We start from the raw sequence: 24120 nt of genomic DNA on the forward strand, positions 1-24120 counted from the left end.
GGGTCAGTTCCCTCCTGTCGTCGTACCGGTGGCGAACGCCGGCTCCGGCTCGCCGTCCGCGCCGCCCGGTGCGCCCAGGCCTTCCGCGTCCTGCCTGCCGCGCTGCCGCGCCCTCTGGCGGGCCTCGCCGTGCACCTTGCTTTCCTTGCGCTCCTTGACCAGCGTGAAGCTCCAGATCGCGATCGGCGCGAGCGAGATGACCATCGCGAGGACGGCCCAGGTGCGCATCGCCGCGTGGGTGTGGCCGAGCACGAACGAGGCGGCCAGCGAACTGGCGAGCACCGCCGCCCAGAAGAGATGGATCCGGAAGGTCATCACCCGGTCCGGACTGGCGTCGCCGCCCTTGGGCGTGACCACGAAGCGGCTCGGGCGGCGCAGGACGGCGGCGCCGAGCGACTTGGCGTAGATGGGCGCGGAGAGCGCGGACATCGCCATGCCCGCGAGGCCTCCGGAGCCTTCCGGTTCGTGCGGGGAGACGTTGTGGCGGCGGTTCCAGAGGTAGAGCCCGACCTGGAGGGCTGCCGCGTCGCTGTAGAGCATAAGCCAGACGGAGGCAGCGACTTGGGTCCCGGAGGCCCCGAACCAGAGGAAGAGCACACAACTCAACACACCCAGAAGCCAGTTGACGGCCGTCATCGGGTAGTAGACGAGCATCATCGTGTACGAGAACAGCCGTCCTGGCGGCATCGTGAACGGCGCCTTCCAGTACTGCTTGAACAGCGTCTCGTACGTCCCGCGCGACCAGCGCATCTGCTGGGTGAAGAAGTCCGTCCAGGAGGCGGGCCCCTCACCGACGGCGAGCACGTCCGGGGTGTAGACGGACCGCCAGTGCTTCCTGGTGAGGGGGTTCTTGTGGCGGTGCAGCTCGAAGCCGGTCGCCATGTCCTCGGTGATGGAGTCGTACAGGCCGCCGACCTGACGGAGCGCCTGGATGCGTACGACGTTGTTGGTGCCGACGAACATGGGCGCGCGATAGCGGTTGCCGGCGCGCTGGATCAGGGCGTGGAAGAGGAACTGCTGGGACTCGGCGGCCTTGGTGACGGGAGAGTCGTAGTTCCCGTAGACCTGGGGCCCGACGACGAACGCCACGTCCTCGTCCCGGAAGTAACCCATCATCCGCTCAAGGAAGTTGGGGAGGGGGACGTGGTCGGTGTCCACCGAGGCGAAGAAGTCGTAGTCGCCGCCGTGCATCGCGAGCCAGGCGTTGTAGTTGCCGTGCTTGGTGCGGGCCTTGTGGACACCCTTCTTGCGGTTCCACTCGGGGACACCGTTGCGGGTGAAGTGGAGGACGCCGAGTTCGCCGCAGAGCGCCTTGGCGTCCTCGCTGTCCCCTTCGTCCAGGAGCCAGACGTCGAGGGGTCCTGTGTGGTGTATCCGCTTGGCCCCTTCGAGGGTGGCGCGGACCATGCTGAGGGGTTCCTTGCCGGGGACGTACGTCGTGAGGAACGCGACGCGGGTGCCGGGCTCGGGGGTGACCGGTATCGGGTCCCTCGCCACCATCGTCGCGTGGGCGATCGAGATGACGTTGACGAGCATGAAGAGCTCGATGAGCCCGATCGCGACGAGCATCGTGACGTCGAGTCCGATGAGCCAGCGGTCGGCGCCCTCGCGCTGCGTCCAGTGGGTGGGCCAGACGAGGTAGACGAGGAGGAGACCGGTGAGGACGGGCGCGAGCGTCATGAGGATGACGGCTCGTATTCGGTGGGGCTCACGGGAGAGCAGCTTGCTGTACCGCACCCGATAGCGATCACTGCTGCCGCCGTCGCCGTCCGGCTCGGTGAGCGGTCCGGCGAGTGTGCTGTGGGTGTCGTAGTCGTAGCCCTCCGGCCGCACAGCGCCCTCCAGGTCTTGGGTGATCTGGTAATGGCAGGTTCAGGTGCGAACAAGCCGATACCCACACAAAAGGGGAGTTTCTTCGGCGTGTCGAACCGGGTGCGTCCGAGCGGGCGGTTTTAGGGTGAGCGGTTTGGCTGCGGTTGCGGGAGACGCTGGGGGATGCGGGGCTGGTACGTACGCCCTCCCTCCCGCCCACCCCACTGCCGCGCCTCCCTCTTGGCACCACGGGGCAATCGGGTGGGTGGGCGGGAGAGCTTGTTCGCCCGGAGTCGGATGCGGGGCAATCGGGCGGGCGGGAGGGAGAGGCCCGTCCGGAGGGCCCACCGCCGGGCAAGGGCACCCCGAGGAAAAGGCTCAGGACTGCTTGGCCCGCCGCAGCCGATGCCGCATGGCCCGCTGCGCAAGCGGCCCCAGATTCTCAACCGCCGTCACCAGGACGGACAGTTGCTCCAGGGCATCCAGCGCCCTGCCCGCACCGGCGGCGTCCACGCCCTCGTACAGCTCGATGCCCACGAACGACGCCGCCACGGCCCGCGCAAGCCCCACGGGGTCAGCGAACTCCCCGAGCGGCGTCGCCGAGAGGACCCGGACCAGGACCTTCTCGATCTCCTCGATCCACAGGGCGAGGCCCGCGGCCGTCGCGGGCGCCAGCCGCGGCTGCGTCTGCGCCCCGGCCAGGAGCTGGCCGAGGACCGCCACATGTCCCGCGGCCCGCTCCTCCTCGTGCATCTCGCGCCCGAATTCGAGGAGTTCGGCCAGCGAGGACACCGCGTCGAGCCGCTCCCGATAGCGGGAGACCCGCTGCTCCGAGCCGTGGCGGCAGGCCGCGGCGAGGAGCTCGTCGACCGATCCGAAGTGGTAGAAGACCAGCGCCTGATTGACCCCGGCGGCAGCCGCGATCGTCCGGGCGGACGTCTTCGCGATGCCCTGCTCCGTCAGCGTGCGCAGGGCCCCTTCGAGGAGTTTCTGCTTCGTGTCGGCGCTCACGCCCTCGCCTCCTCACGGACGGGCCGCAGCCCCGGGCGCACGCCACAGCCACGGACGTCCGTGTACGCCGCCGTGAAGGAACCCTCGTACCCGAAGAGCGGTCCGAAGTACCGGTTCACCACACGGACCCGGATACGGAAGCGGCCCGTCGAGTCGTCGTACGACTCCCGCACCTCGGCGTCCCCGCCGATCAGTTCGGGGACCCTGACGTCCACAGGACCCTCCCGGAATCGGTGCTCTCCGGAGCGGATCAGCAGGGAACCGTCCGGCTCCGCCCGGAGGTGGAGATCGCTCGCGAGGTGCTGGTGGGTGCCGAGGTAGTCGAGGATCCGGTCGCCCTGGGGACCGAGGACCATCTGGGCGTCGAAGCGGCGCGAGCGGCCGGGAAGATCGAAGGTGCGCACGAAGCTCACCGTCTCACGGCCGAACGTGTCGGCGTACGGCACGTTCTCGATGGTGAAGGGGACATCGCGTCCCGCGCGCGGGACGAGGATGTTGCGGGTGCCGCCCAGCGCCAGGAACGGTTTCACGAAGCCCGCGCCGTGCCAGATCCGGTCCATGACCCCCCGTCCTGTGCATGCCTCGCCGCTCGCCAGGCCCACGGAGAAGCGGCGTTGCAGCTGGGGGTGCAGGCGGTCGAAGTCGGATCCCATCACCGTGCGGAAGATCGACGGCTGCATCACCGCTCCTGGAGGGTCGTCAGGACGCGCGGTGCACGCGCGCGTGGCGGCGGCTTCCGCAGGCAGCGGCGCGCCGCCGGTGTCGTCGGCAGGGGCGGCAGGACGAAGGCGAGCGCCAGGGTCGCCAGTGCCACCATCGGGGCGGCGACGACGGCCGCGACCACGCACCCGACGCGCACGGCCACCTCGGCGAGACCGTGCAGCAGCTGGCGCTCGGGCGTGATCCCCCGCTCCAGCCAGAGGCGCAGCCGGTCGAAGGACCAGGCCGTGGCCCAGCCCATCAGGGGGCGCAGGACGAGCCGGTCGGCGAGCGCGCCGAAGCGGCCCCAGCGCGGCCGGTAGTCGTAGCCGGTGAGGAAGCGGATGCCGCCGTCCGGGGCGGGGACGTAGCGCCAGTAGCCCGAGCCCTCCTGGAGGAACGAGAGCGGGTGCGGCGAGGAGAAGCGCAGCGCCGATGTCCGGGTGCCGTCCTCGCGGCGCTTCTCGCCGGCGGAGATCCCGGTGCCCGCGATGGTGAGGAAGGGCAGTACGCGCGTGCCGTACCGGAAGTGCTGCGGCTCGCCGGGCACCTGCGGAAGGTAGTCGATCTCGGTGAAGCGGAGGTCCCAGCGCTGGTGCTGGGACGGCTCCTGGGTGCGTGCCCAGAGCTCGTCGAGGTCGGCGTCTATACGCGCTTCGACGTACAGGCTCACGACATACCCCCATGTCAGTGCGGTTTTGAGCGAGTGCTCAAGAGGATCGTAGATACTTTTGAGCACTCGCTCAAGTCCGCGTACAAGAAGAAGCCCCCGCCGACTTCCGGCGGGGGCTTCTCTCCGTACAGGAGGCGGCTGTGCGCGGCTACTCGGAAAGGTGCCGCTCCACCGTCTCGACCTTCGATGTCATCCCGTCCGTCACCCCGGGGCGGATGTCCGCCTTCATGACGACGGAGACGCGCGGCGCCCGCGCCTCGACCGCGGCGACGGCGCGCTTGACGACGTCCATCACCTCGTCCCACTCGCCCTCGACGGAGGTGAACATCGCGTCGGTCCGGTTGGGCAGGCCGGATTCGCGGACGACGCGGACCGCGTCGGCGACGTACTCGCCCACGTCCTCGCCGACGCCCAGCGGCGTCACGGAGAAGGCGACGATCATGCGCTCACGACACCTTCGCGGCGGGCGCGCGACGCGATCACGGCGGCCTCGGCCTCACGCTTCAGCTTCCGCTCGGCGAAGAAACCGCCGGCCGGCAGGACGGAGAGGATGAAGTAGAGAGCGGCCGTCTTCACGTTCCACTTCGTGCGGTTCCAGGCGTCGAGCCAGAACAGCACGTACAGGATGAAGAGCACGCCGTGGACCATGCCCATCACCGGCACGGCGTTGAAGTCCGTGGTCCGCTTGAGCACCGAGCAGATGATCAGGAGCAGGAAGGAGACGGCCTCGGGGGCCGAGACCAGGCGGAGGCGGCGGAGTGCGGAAGCGGTCTTGATGTCCACGGATCACCTTCGGTGGGAGGGCGGGAGCGAGGGGCGGGGCCGCTCGACGGCATCGATCTTGTGAATGCGCGCACAAGCGACCCCCATTGTGACATCGGGGTGTTCTCCGGGTTCGCTCAGGGGCCGATGCCCTGTTCCGACCCCATATCCGACGGCTACCGTCGATACGTGGCAACGTTCCGACTGCAAGGCAGCAGGGTGCTCGCCGTGGACATGTCCGGCGACGCCGTCAAGGCGAAGAACGGCTCGATGGTCGCGTACGACGGCCAGATGGCCTTCAAAAAGATGACCGGCGGCGGCGAGGGCGTGCGGGGCATGGTGACCCGCCGCCTCACCGGCGAGCAGATGACGGTGATGGAGGTGAAGGGGCACGGCACATGCTGGTTCGCCGACCGCGCCACGGAGATCAACCTCGTGGAGCTGCGCGGCGAGAAGCTCTTCGTCGAGGCAGGCAATCTCCTGTGCACGGACGCGGGCCTGCACACCGGCACCCACTTCACGGGCGTGCGCGGCGCCTCACAGGGCAACGGCCTGTTCACCACGACCGTCGAGGGCTCGGGCCAGGCGGCGATCATGTCCGACGGCCCCGCGGTGGTCCTGCGCGTGAGCCGGCAGTATCCCCTCACGGTGGACCCGGGGGCGTATGTCGCGCATCAAGGAGACCTCCGCCAGAACCTCCAGTCGGGCGTCACTTTCCGTACGTTGCTCGGCGAGGGCGGCGGCGAAGCCTTCCAGATCCGCTTCGAGGGCGAGGGACTCGTCTATGTCCAGCCCAGCGAGCGGACCACGATCGCGGGGGACGTCTGACATGCCCTTCCGAGAGATCAACTCGAAGATGGTCGAGGCGACCGTCCTTCCGGGCCAGCGCCTGTTCAGCCAGCGCGGCGCCATGCTCGCCTACAAGGGAGACGTCGCGTTCACCCCCAACATCCAGGGCGGGCAGGGCGGCCTGGCCTCCATGCTCGGGCGCCGGATCGCCAATGAGGCGACCCCCCTGATAACCGTCGAGGGCAGCGGCACCGTCCTGTTCGGACACTGCGGCCACCACATCCAGGTGATCACCCTCGCCGGGGACACCCTCTATGTGGAGGCGGACCGACTGCTCGCCTTCGACGGCACACTCCAGCAGGGCACGATGTTCATGGGCTCGCAGGGCGGCGTCATGGGCATGGTGCGCGGCCAGGTCACAGGGCAGGGCCTCTTCACGACCACCCTCAAGGGCCAGGGCGCGGTCGCCGTCATGGCGCACGGCGGGGTCATCGAGGTGCCGATCACCCCGCAGCGCCCGGTCCATGTGGACCCGCAGGCGTATGTGGCGCACCACGGCGACGTACGCAACAAGCTCTCCACCGCGCTCGGCTGGCGCGACATGGTGGGGCGGGGCTCGGGCGAGGCCTTCCAGCTGGAGCTGTCCGGAAGCGGTGCGGTGTACGTCCAGGCGTCGGAGGAGAAGCTGTGAATCCCGGTGTGAACCCCTCGATGCCCGCGGGAGCGCCCGCGGCCCTCGACCCGATGACGCTGCCGAGCGACGACAGCGTGAACGCGTACACCTTCTGCGTGGAGCTCAAGGGGAGCCAGTGGTTCCTGCAGAAGGGGAAGATGATCGCCTATTACGGGTCGATCGAGTTCAACGGCATCGGGCACGGCCGCCTGGACCGCCTGGTGCGCACGAGTTTTCATTCGCCCCTGCACGCGAGCGACTGGGTCGTGGCCGACGGCCAGGGCAAGATGCTCCTCGCCGACCGGGCCTTCGACGTGAATTCGTACGACCTCGAAGACGGCAACCTCACCATTCGCTCGGGCAACCTCCTCGCTTTTCAGCCAACTCTCGCGCTGAAGCAATCCATCGTTCCGGGCTTTCTGACCCTGATCGGGACCGGAAAGTTCGTGGCCGCTTCGAACGGCCCCGTGGTGTTCATGGAGCCGCCGATCCGGGTCGACCCGCAGGCCCTGGTGGGCTGGGCCGACTGCCCCTCGCCCTGCCATCACTACGACCACGGATATCTGACCGGAGTCATCGGGGGCGTACGGGCGCTGACCGGGATCGGTGGCACCTCGGGCGAGGAGCACCAGTTCGAGTTCGTGGGGGCGGGCACGGTGCTCCTGCAGTCCTCGGAGGCGCTCATGGCCGAGCAGGCGATGGGTGCGGTGCCGCAGCAGGCGGGCGTGCCGGGGGGCCAGGGCGCACCGGGTCAACACGGGCAGCAGCCGGGGCAACCGCGCCTTCCCGGACAACTGGGGGACCTCCAGCGTCGCTTCGGCCTGTGAGCGGTAGTCTGCGGAGTGTGACGGCGAACGTCTGTGCCCCTCTGTCACCTGGGGGGTGAGAGGCGCGTGTCACACACCGACATTCGTTCACCTTTCAACTTCTTAGGTAGAATCGATTCCATGGAGACCGATACGGCCCCGCAGTGGCTGACCAACGAGGAACAGTGCGCCTGGCGCACCCACGTGGAGGTCAACAGGATGCTGACATATCAGCTCGAGAAAGACCTCCAGCCGTTCAACCTGACCATGAACGACTACGACATCCTCGTGCATCTCTCCGAATCGGAGGAGAAGCGGATGCGTATGAGCGATCTCGCGGCCGCCACACTGCAGTCCAAGAGCCGCCTGTCCCATCAGATCACCCGTATGGAGAACGCGGGCCTGGTCCGCCGGGAGAACTGCGAGTCCGACCGGCGCGGGCTCTACACCGTCCTCACGGACGAGGGCATGGAGACCATGCAGCGGGTCGCCCCGCACCACGTGGCCTCGGTCCGCCAGCACTTCGTCGACCTGATCTCACCCGAGGCGCTCGGCGAACTCCACAAGGCCCTGACGCCGATCGCGGAACACCTCCGCGCCCAGCGGGGCAAGCCCTGACCCTCACCGGGAAGCGGCAGGGATCCTGAGCTCGAAGAGCGCTCCCCCACCGGGGGCCTCTTCGACCGTGAGGGTCCCGCCGTGGCGTGCGGCGACGTCGCGCGCGATGGCGAGGCCAAGACCCGCCCCGCCGTCATCCCGGGTGCGGGCGTCGTCGAGGCGGACGAAGCGCTCGAAGATCCGGTCGCGTTCGCTCTCCGGTACGCCGTCCCCGTCGTCGGAGACCTCAAGGACCGCCCATGGGCCCTCGGCGCGGGTGGCGACCGTGACGTGCGAGCGCGCGTGACGCTGCGCGTTGTTCACGAGGTTGCCGAGCACGCGCGCCAACTGGCTCCGGGAGCCGACGACTTCGACGTTCTTCAGATCCATGCGGACATCGGCACGGTCCCGTGTGCGCTGCGAGAGCTCCTCACGGGCCAGCGCCGCCAGGTCCACGTGTCCCCCGCCCGGCTTCTCCCCCGCGTCGAGGCGGGCCAGGAGAAGCAGGTCGGCGGCCAGTTCCTGAAGTCGTACGGTGTCCTCGACCGCACCGTCCACATCCAGCAACTCCGGGTGGGCCGCGCCCACTTCGAGCTGTGTGCGCAAGGAGGCGATGGGGCTGCGCAGTTCGTGCGAGGCGTCGGCCACGAAGCGGCGCTGGCGCTCCACCGAGCTCTGCAGGGCGGCGAGCGTCTCGTTCGTGGTCGTGGCAAGGCGGGCGATCTCGTCGTGCGTGTCCGGCTCGGGCACGCGGCGCGCGAGGTCCTCGGACGCGGTGATGGCCGCCATCTCGGAGCGGATCGCGTCCACCGGGCGCAGTGCGCGCCGCGTCACCAGCCAGGTCACCCCGGCGATGACGGCAAGGAGCAGCGGGAAGCCGATGAGCATGGACGTCAACGCCGTGGACACCGCGCTCTGTTGGGCGGCGAGGGACGCGCCCGCGTAGACGGTGAGGTCGCCCTTGTTCTCGACGTTCACCTCGACGGCGGCGAAGCGGTAGTCCTCCGTCTCGCCGTCGACGGTGGCGGAGCCGGTGGTGAGGCGCGGCCGGTCATCGGAGATCTCCCCGGCTTCGAGCGCTTCGCCCTCGCTCTCGTCGTCGTCATCGTCGTCACCCTTGGCGGGCGGCGTGGTGGACGCGGGCCGGGGCTTGACGGCGTCGGTCGCCGTGCCGCTGATGGCCTCCAGCTCCTCGCTGGCTGCGACGAGCCGCTTGTCGCCGTCGACGACCTGGACCGGGGTTTCCTCGTCGTCCAGGTCCAGCTCGCCGTACGCCTTGTTCGCGGCGAGCTGCGAGGCCACCCCGCGGGCGGAGGACTCGGCCTGACCGCCCGCCTGGTCCACCAGATTGGCGCGCAGCGAGAGCAGCACGGCGGCTCCGGCGGCGACCAGCGCGACGGCGACGACGAGGGAGGCGCCGAGGGTCGCCCTGGCCCGTACGGAACTGAAGAAGCGCCTCATCGGGGGGCCTCCAGGCGGTATCCGGCGCCGCGCACGGTCTTGATGAGCGGCGCTCCCAGCTTGCGCCGCAGGGCGCTGATGTAGACCTCGACGATGTTGGGGTCCCCCTCGTAGGCGAAGTCCCAGACGTGCTCCAGGATGTCGCCCTTGGAGACCACCTCGCCCGCCCGCAGGACGAGCTGTTCCAGGACCGCGAACTCCTTGGCGGTGAGCGTCACTTCACTGCCCTCGCCGTCCTTGCCGTCCTTGCCGTCCTTGCCGCGGAAGACGCGGCGCGCCGCGGTGTCGACCGTGAGGTCGCCGAGCGTGTGGACCGGGGAAGGACCCGCGTTGCCGCGGCGGCGCAGGAGCGCCTTCACACGGGCAACGAGCACGACGTACGAGAAGGGCTTGGTCAGGTAGTCGTCGGCGCCCGTGTCGAGCCCCTCCGCCTCGTCGTACTCGCCGTCCTTGGCCGTGAGCATCAGGATCGGTACGTCGTGGCCCGCGGCACGCAGGGTGGAGCAGACGCGGTAGCCGTTCATGCCGGGCAGCATGATGTCGAGGATGACCAGGTCGTACGTTCCCTCGCTCGCCCGGTGCAGCCCGTCGACGCCGTCGTGGACGACGTCCACGGCGTAGCCCTCGGCCGTCAGGCCCTTGGCCAGGGACAGCGCGAGGCGCTTTTCGTCTTCCACGATCAACAGGCGCATGCGTTCAGGGTGACAGAGCGAACCTGAAGAGTTCTTCAGGCGGCTTCAGGCTGGCTTCAGCATCGCTCAGCCAGATTGGTTCTTGTCGAAAGCGAACGGCAGCGGCCCCCGGGCCGCACAGCCACCGTCTCGGGAGGAACCCCTTATGAAGCGCAACATCGTCATCGCCACTGTCGCGGCCATCGCCCTGGTCGGGGGCGGCACGGCGACAGCGCTCGCCGCCTCCGGCGACGACGAGTCGTCGGCTGCCGCCAAGAAGTCCAGCGTTCAGCTGAAGGACAACGACCGGGACGACGACCGGGACGACCGGTACGACGACCGCGACGACGCCAAGGAGAACACCACCGAGGTGAAGGCCGCCAAGGTGACCGCGGCCGACGCGATCAAGGCGGCCCTCGCGAACCAGTCCGGTACGGCGGTCTCCGCCGAGCTGGACGACGAGGACAACGGCGGCCTGGTCTGGGACGTCGACGTGCTCGGCAAGGGCAGCACCTGGCACAGCGTGCAGGTCGACCCCGGCACGGGCAAGGTCCTTGGCTCGCACACCGAGCAGGACGAGGACGGCGACGCGAAGCGCGTGGCCGCCGCCCTGAACGGTGCGTCCACCTCGGCGCAGGACGCGGCTGAGGCCGCTGCGGCCAAGGGCACGGTCACGTCCGTGGACCTGGACGACGACGGTGCGGCCGGTGCCTGGGAGGCGGAGACGTCCAACTCCAAGGGTGCGGAGTCCGACTGGAAGGTCGACCTGCAGTCGGGCAAGGTCACGGCCGACAAGTCGGACAGCCACGACGACTCGGACCACGACTCGGACGACGACGACGCTGACGGCTCCGACGACTAATTGGCCCCGTCCCCCCGGAGAGCCGGCCCCGCAGGAATGTCCTGCGGGGCCGGCTCGCGTCGTGCGTGTGCCTGAACCGCCGCTTCGCCGGCCCGTCACAGCCTGAACCGCCGCTTCGCGGCGATTTTTCCCGCCCACCCACCCGATTACCCCGGAGTAACGGGTGGGTGGGCGGGAAAGATTCGCCGCGAAGCGGCGGCTCGTTCGGCTGCGGGGCCACCAGAAGCGGGGGATCCGTGAACCCACCGGTTCACCGAGCCGATCCAGGCCCTCACCCCGAGGTCAGGCTGGCCACCAGCTCATCCGCCGCCGCGTAAGGGTCCAGCTCCCCGGCAACGATCCGCTCCGCCAGAGCGGACAGCCGCGCATCACCATGGAGATCAGCAATACGCTCCCGCAAGGCCGTGACCGCGATGGTCTCCACCTCCCGCGCCGCCCGCGCCGCACGACGCTCCGCGAGGACCCCCCGCTCCTCCATCCACGCCCGGTGCTTCTCCAGGGCCTCGACGACCTCGTCGATCCCCTCGCCCCGTGCGGCCACCGTCTTCACGATGGGCGGGCGCCAGTCACCGGCGCCGCGCGATTCCCCGAGCCCCAGCATGTGGTTCAGCTCGCGCGCGGTCGCGTCCGCGCCGTCCCGGTCCGCCTTGTTCACGACGTACACATCGCCGATCTCCAGGATTCCGGCCTTCGCCGCCTGGATCCCGTCCCCCATCCCGGGGGCGAGAAGCACCACCGACGTGTCCGCCTGCGAGGCGATCTCCACCTCGGACTGGCCCACGCCGACCGTCTCGACCAGGATGACGTCGCAGCCCGCCGCGTCCAGGACACGGATCGCCTGCGGGGCCGACCACGCGAGGCCGCCGAGGTGGCCGCGCGTCGCCATGGAGCGGATGTAGACCCCGGGGTCGGACGCGTGCTCCGACATCCGGACCCGGTCGCCGAGCAGCGCGCCCCCGGAGAAGGGGGACGAGGGGTCGACGGCCAGGACGCCGACCCGCTTGCCCGCCCTGCGGTACGCGGACACGAGCGCCGACGTCGAAGTCGACTTGCCGACACCGGGAGATCCCGTGAGGCCCACCACGTACGCATGGCCCGCCAGCGGAGCCAGCGCCGCCATGACCTCGCGGAGCTGCGGTGACGCCCCCTCGACCAGTGAGATCAGCCGGGCCACGGCCCGTGGCCTGCCCTCGCGGGCCTGTGCCACCAGGGAGGGGACGTCCTGCATGTCAGACAGCTCCGTTCCAAGACGTAGGGAAGGCTCGCACGCGCGAAACGCGTCAGGCCTTCGCCACCTTCACGATCAGCGCGTCGCCCTGCCCGCCGCCACCGCACAGCGCGGCAGCGCCCACGCCGCCGCCACGGCGCTTCAGCTCAAGGGCGAGGTGCAGCACCACGCGCGCGCCGGACATCCCGATCGGATGACCCAGGGCGATGGCTCCGCCGTTGACGTTCACCTTTTCCGAGGACACCCCGAGGTCCTTCATTGACTGCACCGCGACCGCGGCGAAGGCCTCGTTGATCTCGATCAGGTCGAGGTCGGCGACGTCAAGGCCCTCCTTCTTCAGGGCGTGCTGGATCGCGTTCGACGGCTGCGACTGGAGCGAGTTGTCCGGGCCCGCCACGTTGCCGTGGGCCCCGATCTCGGCGATCCAGTCAAGGCCCAGCTCCTCGGCCTTGGCCTTGGACATCACCACGACCGCCGCGGCGCCGTCGGAGATCTGCGAGGACGTGCCCGCCGTGATCGTGCCGTCCTTGGTGAAGGCGGGGCGCAGCTTGCCGAGGGACTCGGCGGTCGTCTCGGCGCGGATGCCCTCGTCCTTGGAGAACAGGACCGGGTCGCCCTTGCGCTGCGGGATCTCGACCGGGGTGATCTCGGCCTCGAAGATGCCGTTCTTCTGCGCCGCTGCGGCCCGCTGGTGGGAGGCGGCGGCGATCGCGTCCTGCTCGGGGCGTGCGATGCCCAGGCGGGTGTTGTGCTTCTCCGTGGACTCGCCCATGGCGATGTTCTCGAAGGAGTCGGTCAGGCCGTCGTACGCCATGGAGTCGAGCATCTCGATGGCGCCGTACTTGAAGCCCTCGCGCGACTTCGGGAGGAGGTGCGGCGCGTTCGTCATCGACTCCTGGCCGCCGGCGACGACGACGTCGAACTCGCCCGCGCGGATCAGCTGGTCGGCGAGCGCGATCGCGTCGAGCCCGGAGAGACACACCTTGTTGACGGTGAGCGCCGGGACGTTCATGGGGATGCCCGCCTTGACGGCGGCCTGACGTGCCGGGATCTGCCCTGCCCCGGCCGTGAGGACCTGCCCCATGATCACGTACTGCACCTGGTCGCCGCCGATCCCGGCCCGGTCGAGGGCGGCCTTGATCGCGAAACCGCCCAGGTCGGCGCCTGAGAAGGACTTGAGGGAGCCCAGCAGGCGGCCCATGGGCGTTCGGGCGCCCGCGACGATCACTGAGGTGGTACCGGTCGTTCCAGACATGTGCCACGGCCCCTTGGGAGGAGGAGTTAATGAGGGTTTACTTGAATGTACTGAGCGGTACGCCGGGCGTCATCGGGAGTTCGGTGTGATCGCGCGCACGTTGCGTAATCAGCGCCGGAAGGGCTGGACTTAAGACATGCTGACGCGAATCGATCACATCGGGATCGCCTGTTTCGACCTCGACAAGACCGTCGAGTTCTACCGGGAGACGTACGGCTTCACGGTGTTCCACACCGAAGTCAATGAAGAGCAGGGGGTGCGCGAGGCCATGCTCAAGATCAACGAGACGAGCGACGGCGGCGCTTCCTACCTGCAGCTCCTCGAACCCACTCGCGACGACTCCGCCGTGGGCAAGTGGCTGGCCAAGAACGGCGAGGGCGTGCACCACATCGCCTTCGGCACCGCGGACGTGGACGGCGACGCCGCCGCCATCAAGGACAAGGGCGTACGCGTCCTTTATCAGGAGCCCCGAATCGGCTCCATGGGATCCCGCATCACCTTCCTGCACCCCAAGGACTGCCACGGCGTACTGACCGAACTCGTCACCTCGGCAGCTCAGGAGTCACCGGAGCACTGACCTCCGCATACTTGGGCCGGTAGGGTTGGGGTCGGCCGTCCGAAGTATGGGGCGGCCGGTCGTCCGTACGCTGGGCGGCCGCTTGCCGGGGTCCGGGTTTCGGGGGACGAGCGTCAGGGCAGCAGCCCATGCTCTGCTGTTGATCTGACACCATTCCCCGTGGGCCCCGTTCGGCGGATGGACAGGGCTCGTACGAAGAGACTTGCGACCAGGGGACGGATGGGACCGCGCAGTGCGGGGCTACGAACGCCAAGAGAGCTCGCGGGCTGAGACGGACCATCTTTCGCGGTTCGAGGCCGAGATGGACCGGCTGAAGACCGAACGAGAGAAGGCTGTTCAGCACGCCGAAGACCTCGGCTACCAGGTCGAGGTGTTGCGCGCCAAGCTTCACGAGGCGCGCCGCAACCTCGCGTCCCGCCCTGCCTACGACGGCGCGGACATCGGCTACCAGGCCGAGCAGTTGCTCCGTAATGCCCAGATCCAGGCCGACCAGCTGCGCCAGGACGCGGAGCGCGAGCTGCGCGAGGCCCGTGCGCAGACCCAGCGCATCCTCCAGGAGCACGCCGAGCAGCAGGCCAGGCTCCAGTCCGAGCTGCACTCCGAGGCGGTGTCACGCCGTCAGCAGCTCGACCAGGAGCTGTCCGAGCGCCGCCAGACCGTCGAGTCGCACGTCAACGAGAACGTGGCGTGGGCCGAGCAGCTGCGGGCCCGCACGGAACAGCAGGCGCGCCGCCTGCTCGACGAGTCGCGTGCCGAGGCCGATCAGGCCCTGGCCGCCGCCCGCGCCGAGGCCGAGCGCGTGGCCGAAGAGGCCCGCCAGCGCCTGACGAGCGACGCCGAGGCCGCCCGAGCCGAGGCCGAAGCGATCCTGCGCCGGGCCCGCTCGGACGCCGAGCGCCTCCTGAACGCCGCGTCCACGCAGGCCCAGGAGGCCACCGACCACGCGGAGCAGCTGCGCTCCAGCACGGCCACCGAGTCCGAGCAGGCCCGCCGTCAGGCCACCGAGGCGAGCCGGGCCGCCGAGCAGCGCATGACGGAGGCCGAGACGGCTCTGCGCGAGGCGCGCGCGGAGGCGGAGAAGGTCCTCTCCGAGGCCAAGGACACCGCGTCCAAACAGCTCTCGGCCGCCGAGGGCGCCAACGAACAGCGCACGCGCACCGCCAAGGAGCAGGTCGCCCGCCTGGTCGGCGAGGCCACGAAGGAGGCCGAGGCCACCAAGGCCGAGGCCGAGCAGCTCGTCGCCGACGCCCGCGCCGAGGCCGAGCAGCTGATCAAGGAAGCCGCCGAGAAGGCGCGCACGATCACCGCCGAGGAGACCGCGGGCCAGCTCGCCAAGGCCGCGCGCACCGCGGAGGACGTCCTGGACAAGGCGTCCAAGGACGCCAAGGAGACGACGAAGGCCGCCACGGAGGAGGCCGAGCGGATCCGCACCGAGGCCGAGACCGAGGCGGACCGGCTGCGCGCCGAGGCGCACGACATCGCCGAGCAGCTCAAGGGCACGGCGAAGGACGACACCAAGGAGTACCGCGCCAAGACCGTCGAGCTGCAGGAGGAGGCGCGCCGGCTGCGCGGCGAGGCCGAGCAGCTGCGGGCCGACGCGGTCGCCGAGGGCGAGCGGATCCGCAGCGAGGCCCGGCGCGAGGCCGTCCAGCAGATCGAGGAGGCGGCCAAGTCCGCCGAGGAGCTCCTCGCCAAGGCGAAGGCCGACGGCGACGAGCTGAAGACGGCGGCGACCGCCGAGAGCGAGCGGCTGCGCACCGAGGCGATCGAGCGCGCCACGAGCCTGCGCAAGCAGGCCGAGGAGACCCTGGAGCGCACCCGCGCGGAGGCCGAGCGGCACCGCGAGGAGGCCGCCGAGCAGGCCGAGGCCACGAAGTCCGAGGCAAAGGACGCCGCGCGCGCCCTGCACGAGGAGACCGAGCGGGCCATAGCGGCGCGTCAGGCCGAGGCAGCCGACGAGCTGACGCGCCTGCACGCGGAGGCCGAGGAGCGTGTCGCCTCCGCCGAGCAGGCCCTGACCGACGCCCGCGCGGAGGCCGAGCGCATCCGCAAGGAGGCGTCGGACGAGACGGACCGCCTGCGTGCGGAGTCCGCCGAGCGGATCCGCACCCTTCAGTCGCAGGCCGAGACCGAGGCCGAGCGGCTGCGCACCGAGGCCGCGGCCGACGCCTCGCAGGCGCGCGCCGAGGGCGAGAACATCGCCGTGCGGCTGCGTTCGGACGCCGCGGCCGAGGCCGAGCGGCTCAAGACCGAGGCCCAGGAGTCGGCCGACCGTCTCCGCTCGGAGGCCGCGGCAGCCGCCGAGCGCGTGGGCACGGAGGCCGCCGAGGCCCTGTCCGCCGCCCAGGAGGAGGCCGCGCGGCGCCGCCGGGAGGCCGAGGAGACCCTCAGCTCCGCGCGCGCGGAGGCCGACCAGGAGCGCGAGCGGGCCCGCGAGCAGAGCGAGGAACTCCTCGCCTCCGCCCGCAAGCGCGTCGAGGAGGCCCAGGCCGAGGCCGTCCGCCTCGTCGAGGAGGCCGACCGCAGGGCGACCGAGATGGTCTCCAGCGCCGAGCAGACCGCCCAGTCCGTACGGGACTCCGTGTCGGGCCTTCAGGAGGCCGCGCAGGAGGAGATCGCGGGTCTGCGCAGCGCCGCCGAGCACGCGGCGGAGCGCACCCGGACCGAGGCACAGGAGGAGGCGGACCGCGTCCGCGCCGACGCGTATGCCGAGCGGGAGCGTGCCACCGAGGACGCGGGCCGCACCCGGCGCGAGGCAAACGAAGAAGCCGAGGCCGCCAAGTCGCTTGCCGAGCGCACCGTTTCGGAGGCGATCGCGGAGGCCGAGCGGCTGCGTTCGGACGCTTCCGAGTACGCCCAGCGTTCGCGCACAGAGGCCTCGGACGCGATCGCTTCGGCCGAGCAGGACGCGTCCCGCACCCGTGCCGACGCCCGCGAGGACGCCAACCGCATCCGCAGCGACGCGGCGAGCCAGGCCGACCAGTTGATCGGCGAGGCGCGCAGCGAGGCGGAACGGCTGCAGACCGAAACGGTCGCGGAGGCCGAGCGGCTCAAGGCCGACACGGTCGCGGAAGCCGAGCGCCTCAAGGCCGAGACGACCGCCGAGGCCGAGCGGGTGCGCGCGGAGTCGGTGGCCAAGGCCGAGAAGCTCATCTCGGACGCGACGGGCGACGCCGAGCGGCTTCGCGCGGACGCGGCCGAGACGGTCGGCTCCGCCCAGCAGCACGCCGAGCGGATCCGCTCCGACGCCGAGCGCGTCAAGGCGGAGGCTGCGGCCGAGGCCGAGCGGCTCACCTCGCAGGCGCGGGAGGAGGCCGAGCGGATCCAGGACGAGGCACGCCAGGCCGCCAACAAGCGCCGCTCCGAGGCTGCCGAGCAGGTCGACACGCTCATCTCGGAGACGGCTGCCGAGGCCGACAAGCTGACGAAGGACGCCCAGGAGAAGGCCCTCAAGGCCACCACGGACGCGGAGGCGCAGGCCGACACGATGGTCGGCGCGGCCCGCACGGAGGCCGACCGCCTTGTCTCCGAGGCGACGGTCGAGGGCAACTCCCTGGTGGAGAAGGCCCGTACGGACGCGGACGAACTGCTCATCGGCGCCCGCAGGGACGCCACGGCCATAAGGGAGCGCTCCGAGGAGCAGCGTGACCGGCTCACCGCCGAGATCGAGGAGCTGCACGAGCGTGCGCGCCGCGAGTCCGCCGAGGCGATGAAGACCGCCGGTGAGCGCTGCGACGCCCTGGTGAAGGCCGCGGAGGAGCAGCTCGCCGAGGCTGAGGCGAAGGCCAAGGAGCTGGTGTCGGACGCGAGTTCCGAGGCCGGCAAGGTACGGATCTCCGCCGTGAAGCGGGCCGAGGCGCTGCTCAAGGAGGCCGAGACGAAGGTGGCCGAGCTGGTGCGCGACGCCGAGCGCGTCAAGGCGGAGGCCCAGGCGGAAGCCGAGCGTACGGTTGACGAGGGCAAACGGGAGCTCGAAGTCCTGGTCCGGCGCCGTGAGGACATCAACGCCGAGATTTCCCGTGTCCAGGACGTGCTGGAGGCGTTGGAGTCTTTTGAGGCCCCACCGGTCCCCGGCGCGAAGGACGGTGGCGTCAAGGCTGGTGCGGCGGCAGGGTCAACTCGATCGGGTGGCAAGCCGTCTGAGGGCTAGCCAAAGAACATCTCGCGTGCTTTGTAAGGACCTTCGGCACTGTCGCTGGCAAGTGCTCTGGCGGTTAGCCACTCAAAAGGGGTGTCATTCTCCAGATCAAACGGGCATCCGCTCGATGACACGCCGCTTGGACCCCTAGGATTCCCCCTATCACCTCACCGGTCTCATTCGACAGGAACCCCATGAGCGACACTTCCCCCTACGGCTTCGAGCTTGTGCGGCGTGGGTACGACCGCGCTCAGGTGGACGAACGTATCTCCAAGCTCGTCTCCGACCGTGACAGCGCTCTTGCTCGTATCACTGCTCTGGAAAAGCGCATTGAAGAGCTGCACCTCGAGACGCAGAACGCGCAGGCGCAGGTAGCCGACGCCGAACCGTCGTACGCGGGTCTCGGCGCGCGTGTCGAGAAGATCCTCCGCCTCGCCGAGGAGGAGGCGAAGGACCTGCGCGAGGAGGCCCGTCGCGCAGCCGAGCAGCACCGCGAGCTCGCCGAGTCGGCGGCCCAGCAGGTGCGCAACGACGCCGAGTCGTTCGCGGCCGAGCGCAAGGCCAAGGCGGAGGACGAGGGCGTCCGGATCGTCGAGAAGGCCAAGGGCGAGGCGGGCACGCTGCGCAGCGAGGCTCAGAAGGACGCCCAGCAGAAGCGCGAGGAGGCGGACGCCCTCTTCGAGGAGACCCGCGCCAAGGCCGCCCAGGCCGCGGCCGACTTCGAGACGAACCTCGCCAAGCGCCGCGAGCAGTCGGAGCGTGACCTGGCCTCGCGTCAGGCCAAGGCCGAGAAGCGTCTCGCGGAGATCGAGCACCGTGCGGAGCAGCTTCGGCTTGAGGCCGAGAAGCTTCGTACCGACGCCGAGCGTCGCGCCCGTCAGACGGTGGAGACCGCTCAGCGTCAGGCCGAGGACATCGTCGCCGATGCGAACGCCAAGGCCGACCGGATCCGTTCGGAATCGGAGCGCGAGCTCGCGGCGCTCACCAACCGCCGGGACTCGATCAACGCTCAGCTCACCAACGTGCGCGAGATGCTGGCCACCCTCACGGGTGCGGCGGTGGCTGCCGCCGGTTCGCCCGCCGAGGACGAGCCGGTCTCCCGCGGGGTTCCGGCTCAGCAGACCCGCTGAAGCACCGGGGAGACCTGCGGGCGCGTCGTGGCTGAGCGCGCAGTTCCCCGCGCCCCTCACGGGACGCTTTCAGAGCCCTCTGTCCAAGTGGCAGGGGGCTCTGTCCCGTTTTAGCGTTGCCGCATGATCGAGCTCGAGGGGCTGACCAAGCGGTACGGCGAGAAACTGGCCGTCAACAACCTCACCTTCACCGTGCATCCGGGCATCGTCACCGGCTTCCTCGGGCCCAACGGCGCGGGCAAGTCCACGACGATGCGGATGATGCTCGGGCTCGACAACCCCACGGCGGGGGCCGCGCGGATCGACGGCAAGCGCTACGCCCAGCTGAAGGATCCCCTCAAGTACATCGGCGCCCTGCTCGACGCCAAGGCCATGCACGGCGGGCGCAGCGCCTTCAATCACCTTCTGTGCCTCGCGCAGAGCAACGGCATCCCGCGCGCCCGCGTCCACGAGGTCCTCGACACCGTCGGCCTGACGCAGGTCGCCAAGAAGAAGGCCAAGGGCTTCTCGCTCGGCATGGGCCAGCGGCTCGGCATCGCGGGCGCGCTGCTCGGCGACCCCGAGATCCTGATGTTCGACGAGCCGGTCAACGGACTCGACCCCGAGGGCATCCACTGGATCCGGAATCTGATGAAGTCCCTCGCCTCGCAGGGCCGTACGGTCTTCGTCTCCTCCCACCTGATGAGCGAGATGGCGCTGACCGCCGACCACCTCGTCGTCATCGGGCAGGGGCGGCTCCTCGCCGACACCTCCATGGCGGACTTCATCCACCAGAACTCGCGCAGCTACGTCCGGCTGCGCTCCCCGCAGCGCGAGCGCCTCCTCGACGTGCTGCACCAGGAGGGCGTCACCGCCGTCGAGGCGGGCAACGGCACCCTTGAGGTCGACGGCACCACCTCTGAGGACCTCGGTGAACTCGCCGCCCGCCATCAGCTCGTACTCCATGAACTGAGCCCCCAGCGGGCCTCGCTCGAAGAGGCGTTCATGCAGCTCACCGCGGAGTCGGTCGAGTATCACGCGCACGCCGACCACGCGGCCCCCGGCGCCGCCCCGCCACCGCCCACGCAGGCCGAGGGCTGGGGCGAGAGCTGGCAGCAGCAGAAGAAGGGGTCCTGAGCGATGGCCGCGACGCAGGTACTGAAGTCGGAGTGGACCAAGATCCGCTCGGTCTCGTCGACCGTGTGGACGCTGGGTCTCGCCGTGGTCGTCACGGTCGGGCTCGGCCTGCTGATCAGCATTCTGGCGAAGAACGACTACGACAGTCTCAACGCCCAGGACCGCAGGGTCTTCGATCCGACCTTCACCAGCTTCGCCGGCATGAGCCTCGGCCAGCTCGCGATGATCGTCTTCGGGGTGCTCGTCGTCTCGAACGAGTACAGCACCGGAATGATCCGCACCTCGCTCTCCGCGGTGCCGCAGCGCGCCACCTTCATGGCGAGCAAGGTCGCGGTCGCCACCCTGCTCTGTCTGGTGGTCGGCCTGGTCACGAGCTTCATCGCGTTCTTCGTGGGGCAGGCGATGCTCGGCGAGCACAAGGCCGTGATCAGCGATCCGGGCGTGCTGCGCGCGGTGATCGGCGGCGGGCTCTACATGACGCTCATCGCGATGTTCTCGATGGGCGTCGCCACGATGCTGCGCAGCCCGATGCTGTCGCTGGGCATCCTGATGCCGTTCTTCTTCCTGATCTCCAGCATCCTGGGCAACGTCTCGGCGACGAAGAAGATCGGCCGCTTCCTGCCCGACCAGGCCGGAAGCAAGATCATGCAGGTGAAGACACCGCTGGACGACGACACCCCGTACGGGCCCTGGGGCGGGCTCGCGATCATGGTGGTGTGGGTCGTGGTGGCGCTGATCGGTGGCTATACGCTGCTGAAGAAGCGGGACGCCTAGGCCCGCCACGGGGAGCGCGATGGCGGAGGACCGGAGTCTGGCCGCGCTCGGGCTTGATGTCGTGCCCGCCCTGGAGCCGCTGGTCTATCCGGGGCGGCCCGTCCGTGGCCCCTCGCTCCTGACCGGCGACGAGCTTCTCCCCCTCGATGTACGTCCGCTGCCGCTCGGTCAGTGGCACGTGGCGGGGCAGCCGCTCGACGAGGCCTTGGGTGAGCGGGGCGTGGTCCCTGTCGGCCGCCGCCACGCCGTCATCGCCGTCGGGTCGAACGCCTCGCCCGCGCAGGTCGCGTACAAGCTCATGCGGCGCGGCATCTCCGCCGCTGTGCCGATGGTGCCGGTGCGGGTGCGCGGCATCGCCGTCGGCTGCTCGGCGCACATCGGGCGCGCCGGTTATGTGGCGGCGGCCCCGTATCTCGATCCGGTGGCCGAAACCTCCCTCGTCGTGAGCTGGCTCGATCAGGACCAGTTCCGGGCGGTCGACGAAACCGAGTTCCCCAACTACCGGCGGGCGCTGATCCCGGGCGACGGCTTCGCGCTCGCCATGCCGTCCGGCGAGAAGCTCGACGGCGCCCACCTCTACGTCAGCTCGTACGGCGTCCTCGTCGATCCGGACACCGGCCTGCCGCGCCCCGGCGGCGGCAACCAGGCGGCGCTGCTCGCCTCGCTCCTCGGGGCTTCGGCCGCGCTGCGGCGCCTGCTCGGGCCCGGTCCAGCCGACTGGGTGCGCACGGCCGCCGGGGACCGTACGCTGCGCGAGCTGGGGACGCGCGCCTTCGCCGACGCGGGCTGGGCGCTGCCGCAGCCGGGCTTCCCTTGACGGGGAGAGTTTTACCCGCTCTTGGCTGGAACCGTCAGCTCCCCGATATCCTCCTAACCCTTACGGGGGCGTGTGCCCCGACGTCCTGAACCATTCGATGGGTGCGGAGAATGATCGAGGCAGTCGGCCTGACGAAGCGCTACGGCGCCAAGACAGCCGTGTACAACCTTTCCTTTCAGGTGCGACCCGGCACGGTCACCGGCTTCCTGGGCCCGAACGGCTCCGGCAAGTCGACGACCATGCGCATGATCCTCGGGCTCGACCAACCCACCACGGGCCAGGTGACGATCGGCGGCTACCCGTACCGCAAGCTCCCCAACGCCCCCCGCCAGGTCGGCGCGCTGCTCGACGCCAAGGCGGTGCACGGCGGCAGGCACGCCCGCAACCACCTTCTGTGCCTCGCCCAGCTCTCCGGCATCCCGGCCCGCCGGGTGGACGAGGTGCTCGGCGTCGTGGGCCTCCAGGAGGTCGCGAAGAAGCGCTCCAAGGGCTTCTCGCTCGGCATGGGCCAGCGGCTCGGTATCGCCGCCGCCCTGCTCGGCGACCCGCAGGTGCTGCTCTTCGACGAGCCGGTCAACGGCCTCGACCCCGAGGGCATCCTCTGGGTCAGGAACCTGATGAAGTCGCTCGCGGCCGAGGGGCGCACGGTCTTCGTCTCCTCGCACCTGATGAGCGAGATGGCCCTCACCGCCGAGCACCTGATCGTGATCGGCCGCGGGCAGCTGCTCGCGGACATGAGCGTCAAGGACTTCATCTCGCACAACTCCGCCGACTTCGCCCGGGTGCGTACGCCGGACACCGACCCGCAGCAGCGCGAGAAGCTCTCGGCCGCGCTGACCGAGGCGGGCGGCCAGGTCATGCCCGAGCAGGACGGCGCGCTGCGCGTGACCGGTCTTCCGCTCCCCCGCATCAGCGACCTCGCGCACGGCGCGGACGTCCGCGTGTGGGAGCTCTCGCCGCACCAGGCCTCGCTGGAAGAGGCGTACATGCGGATGACGCAGGGCGCCGTCGACTACCGCTCGACGGTCGACCAGCGCGCGGGTCTCCAGCAGCAGCTGCCGCCGGGTGCGATGCCGCAGCAGCCGATGCCGGTGGCAGGACAGGGCCAGCCCGGGTGGTACGCACCGCCGCCGCCCCAGCAGGGCGGCCAGCCGTTCGCGATGCCGCAGGGCGCGCCGCAGGGAGCTCCTGTGGCCCCTGGCGCACCGCAGGGTGCCATGCCCAACCCGTACGCGGCCGCCGCCCCGCAGGCGCCCGCCTCCGCCCCCGCCCCCGAGATGACCAAGCGCGACAGCGAGGACCCGCGATGACCACGCCTCCGACTCCGCAGCCGCAGGCGCAGCCCCAGCAGGCGTACGCACAGGCCGGTGCCCCCGTGCCTCAAGGCGCTCCCGTTCCCCAGGGTGCCCCGATGCCGCAAGGCGCCCCGATGGCTCCCCCGCCGGCCGCCCCCGCGCCGCCCTCCGCCTGGCAGCAGGCGATGAACAACGCCTACACCTCGCCGATCCCGGTCAAGAAGACCCACCTCGGCAACGCCCTGGCGTCCGAGTGGACGAAGATCAAGTCGGTCCGCTCGACGATGTGGACCCTCGGCGTCTTCTTCCTGCTGGTCGTCGGCATCGGACTGCTCGTCGCCGGGAACACGCAGGACCGCGACTACGCGGACGTGCCGTTCACGATCCCGGCGTTCTTCGGTCTCGTGCTCGGCCAGATCTGCCTGATCACGCTGGGCGTCCTGGTGACGTCGTCCGAGTACGGCACGGGCATGATCCGTACGACGTTCACGGCCTCGCCCCAGCGCTATCGCGTGCTCGCCGCCAAGATCCTGATCTTCTTCGTGATCGCCTTCGTCGTCTCGGCGGGCTCCATCCTGCTCGTGGGCCTGATGACGTCGGGGATGCACAGCGGCCCCGAGGCGGGCGACGTCGACTGGTCGGGCACGGTCCTCAAGGGCGGTCTCTACGTCTCGCTCCTGGGCGTCCTCGCGCTCGCCGCAGGATCGATGCTGCGCCACTCGGCGGGTGCGATCACCGCGATGCTCGGCGTGGTCCTGGTGCCCGCGATCCTGCCCGTGTTCCTGATGATCTCCGAGGGCACGCGTCCGCTTGGCGAGAAGATGATGGACTACAACGCCATCAATTCCCTCGCCAAGATCTTCGAGATGGACGGGACGGGCGGCGGCACCTCGCAGCTGCTGCTGCTCGTCGGCGTGACGGCGGCAGCGATCGTCGGCGCCTTCGCCCTCCTGGAGAAGCGCGACGTGTAGCCG

At 70.1% G+C, this 24120-nt stretch carries 23 protein-coding genes; 13 read left to right on the plus strand and 10 right to left on the minus strand.

The genetic code is table 11. The annotated features are described in order from the left end of the window. Positions 1–3 precede the first annotated feature (3 nt). From M4V62_RS14650 to M4V62_RS14675, 6 genes are all read right to left on the minus strand, one after another. On the minus strand, positions 4–1833 hold the full coding sequence (locus M4V62_RS14650; protein WP_249587699.1) for a glycosyltransferase family 2 protein: 1830 nt from the start codon (positions 1831–1833) through the stop codon (positions 4–6). 357 nt (positions 1834–2190) lie between these two features. Continuing rightward, a complete protein-coding gene (locus M4V62_RS14655; RefSeq protein WP_249587700.1) occupies positions 2191–2823 on the minus strand; it encodes a TetR/AcrR family transcriptional regulator in 633 nt (210 codons plus the stop codon). Further along, positions 2820–3503 carry a DUF4166 domain-containing protein gene (locus tag M4V62_RS14660; protein ID WP_249587701.1) on the minus strand — a complete coding sequence of 228 codons (684 nt, stop codon included), beginning with the start codon at positions 3501–3503 and terminating at the stop codon, positions 2820–2822. The genes M4V62_RS14655 and M4V62_RS14660 overlap by 4 nt, the downstream gene beginning before the upstream one ends. Continuing rightward, positions 3503–4195: a hypothetical protein gene (locus M4V62_RS14665; RefSeq protein WP_249587702.1), complete on the minus strand. Its 693-nt coding sequence runs from the start codon at positions 4193–4195 to the stop codon at positions 3503–3505. Before M4V62_RS14665 ends, M4V62_RS14660 begins: the two co-directional genes overlap by 1 nt. Before the next feature lie 148 nt (positions 4196–4343). Beyond that, entirely contained in the window at positions 4344–4637 is a 294-nt protein-coding gene (locus M4V62_RS14670; RefSeq protein WP_249587703.1) for an MTH1187 family thiamine-binding protein, read from the minus strand. Then, complete coding sequence (locus tag M4V62_RS14675) at positions 4634–4978, minus strand: DUF3817 domain-containing protein (protein ID WP_249587704.1); 345 nt, start codon at positions 4976–4978, stop codon at positions 4634–4636. The genes M4V62_RS14670 and M4V62_RS14675 overlap by 4 nt, the downstream gene beginning before the upstream one ends. Positions 4979–5146: 168 nt before the next feature. Between M4V62_RS14675 and M4V62_RS14680 the strand changes: the two genes are divergently transcribed. The 4 genes from M4V62_RS14680 (at position 5147) to M4V62_RS14695 (ending at position 7843) form a co-directional block, all read left to right on the plus strand. Beyond that, complete coding sequence (locus tag M4V62_RS14680; RefSeq protein ID WP_249587705.1) at positions 5147–5785, plus strand: AIM24 family protein; 639 nt, start codon at positions 5147–5149, stop codon at positions 5783–5785. Between the two features lies 1 nt (position 5786). Beyond that, positions 5787–6437: an AIM24 family protein gene (locus tag M4V62_RS14685; protein WP_249587706.1), complete on the plus strand. Its 651-nt coding sequence runs from the start codon at positions 5787–5789 to the stop codon at positions 6435–6437. Positions 6438–6457: 20 nt separating this feature from the next. Further along, positions 6458–7246, plus strand: coding sequence for an AIM24 family protein (locus M4V62_RS14690; protein WP_249592836.1), 789 nt, complete (start codon positions 6458–6460; stop codon positions 7244–7246). Between the two features lie 120 nt (positions 7247–7366). Further along, entirely contained in the window at positions 7367–7843 is a 477-nt protein-coding gene (locus M4V62_RS14695; RefSeq protein ID WP_249587707.1) for a MarR family winged helix-turn-helix transcriptional regulator, read from the plus strand. 3 nt (positions 7844–7846) lie between these two features. On the opposite strand, the gene M4V62_RS14700 is transcribed toward M4V62_RS14695, so the two are convergent. Both M4V62_RS14700 and M4V62_RS14705 read right to left on the minus strand, forming a co-directional pair. Next, positions 7847–9283 (minus strand): sensor histidine kinase, encoded by a 1437-nt coding sequence (locus M4V62_RS14700; protein WP_249587708.1) that lies wholly within the window; start codon positions 9281–9283, stop codon positions 7847–7849. Continuing rightward, the gene (locus tag M4V62_RS14705; protein ID WP_249587709.1) at positions 9280–9975 is read right to left on the minus strand and encodes a response regulator transcription factor; all 696 of its coding nucleotides are present in this window, start codon (positions 9973–9975) and stop codon (positions 9280–9282) included. The genes M4V62_RS14700 and M4V62_RS14705 overlap by 4 nt, the downstream gene beginning before the upstream one ends. A gap of 145 nt (positions 9976–10120) precedes the next feature. Between M4V62_RS14705 and M4V62_RS14710 the strand changes: the two genes are divergently transcribed. Beyond that, positions 10121–10816, plus strand: coding sequence for a PepSY domain-containing protein (locus M4V62_RS14710; protein WP_249587710.1), 696 nt, complete (start codon positions 10121–10123; stop codon positions 10814–10816). A gap of 271 nt (positions 10817–11087) precedes the next feature. Here M4V62_RS14710 and meaB read toward each other — a convergent pair whose 3' ends face one another. Continuing rightward, the gene (gene meaB / locus M4V62_RS14715; protein ID WP_249587711.1) at positions 11088–12044 is read right to left on the minus strand and encodes a methylmalonyl Co-A mutase-associated GTPase MeaB; all 957 of its coding nucleotides are present in this window, start codon (positions 12042–12044) and stop codon (positions 11088–11090) included. Between the two features lie 52 nt (positions 12045–12096). Next, a complete protein-coding gene (locus M4V62_RS14720) occupies positions 12097–13299 on the minus strand; it encodes an acetyl-CoA C-acetyltransferase (protein ID WP_249587712.1) in 1203 nt (400 codons plus the stop codon). Positions 13300–13435: 136 nt separating this feature from the next. Here M4V62_RS14720 and mce point away from each other — a divergent pair, with 136 nt between their 5' ends. From mce to M4V62_RS14760, 8 genes are all read left to right on the plus strand, one after another. Next, entirely contained in the window at positions 13436–13876 is a 441-nt protein-coding gene (mce, locus tag M4V62_RS14725; RefSeq protein ID WP_249587713.1) for a methylmalonyl-CoA epimerase, read from the plus strand. A 232-nt stretch (positions 13877–14108) separates the two neighbouring features. Then, positions 14109–18026 (plus strand): polarized growth protein Scy, encoded by a 3918-nt coding sequence (gene scy, locus M4V62_RS14730; RefSeq protein ID WP_249587714.1) that lies wholly within the window; start codon positions 14109–14111, stop codon positions 18024–18026. A gap of 182 nt (positions 18027–18208) precedes the next feature. Then, positions 18209–19144, plus strand: a complete 936-nt coding sequence (locus tag M4V62_RS14735) for a coiled-coil domain-containing protein (RefSeq protein ID WP_249587715.1) — start codon at positions 18209–18211, stop codon at positions 19142–19144. Between the two features lie 123 nt (positions 19145–19267). Next, on the plus strand, positions 19268–20260 hold the full coding sequence (locus M4V62_RS14740; RefSeq protein ID WP_249587716.1) for an ABC transporter ATP-binding protein: 993 nt from the start codon (positions 19268–19270) through the stop codon (positions 20258–20260). A 3-nt stretch (positions 20261–20263) separates the two neighbouring features. Next, positions 20264–21034 (plus strand): ABC transporter permease, encoded by a 771-nt coding sequence (locus M4V62_RS14745; RefSeq protein ID WP_249587717.1) that lies wholly within the window; start codon positions 20264–20266, stop codon positions 21032–21034. A gap of 19 nt (positions 21035–21053) precedes the next feature. After that, on the plus strand, positions 21054–21851 hold the full coding sequence (locus tag M4V62_RS14750) for a hypothetical protein (protein WP_249587718.1): 798 nt from the start codon (positions 21054–21056) through the stop codon (positions 21849–21851). Positions 21852–21961: 110 nt separating this feature from the next. Further along, complete coding sequence (locus M4V62_RS14755) at positions 21962–23161, plus strand: ABC transporter ATP-binding protein (protein WP_249587719.1); 1200 nt, start codon at positions 21962–21964, stop codon at positions 23159–23161. A 119-nt stretch (positions 23162–23280) separates the two neighbouring features. Continuing rightward, positions 23281–24117: an ABC transporter permease gene (locus M4V62_RS14760; protein ID WP_425575229.1), complete on the plus strand. Its 837-nt coding sequence runs from the start codon at positions 23281–23283 to the stop codon at positions 24115–24117. Positions 24118–24120: the final 3 nt, after the last annotated feature.

It is taken from the genome of Streptomyces durmitorensis (assembly GCF_023498005.1).
Taxonomy (GTDB): domain Bacteria; phylum Actinomycetota; class Actinomycetes; order Streptomycetales; family Streptomycetaceae; genus Streptomyces; species Streptomyces durmitorensis.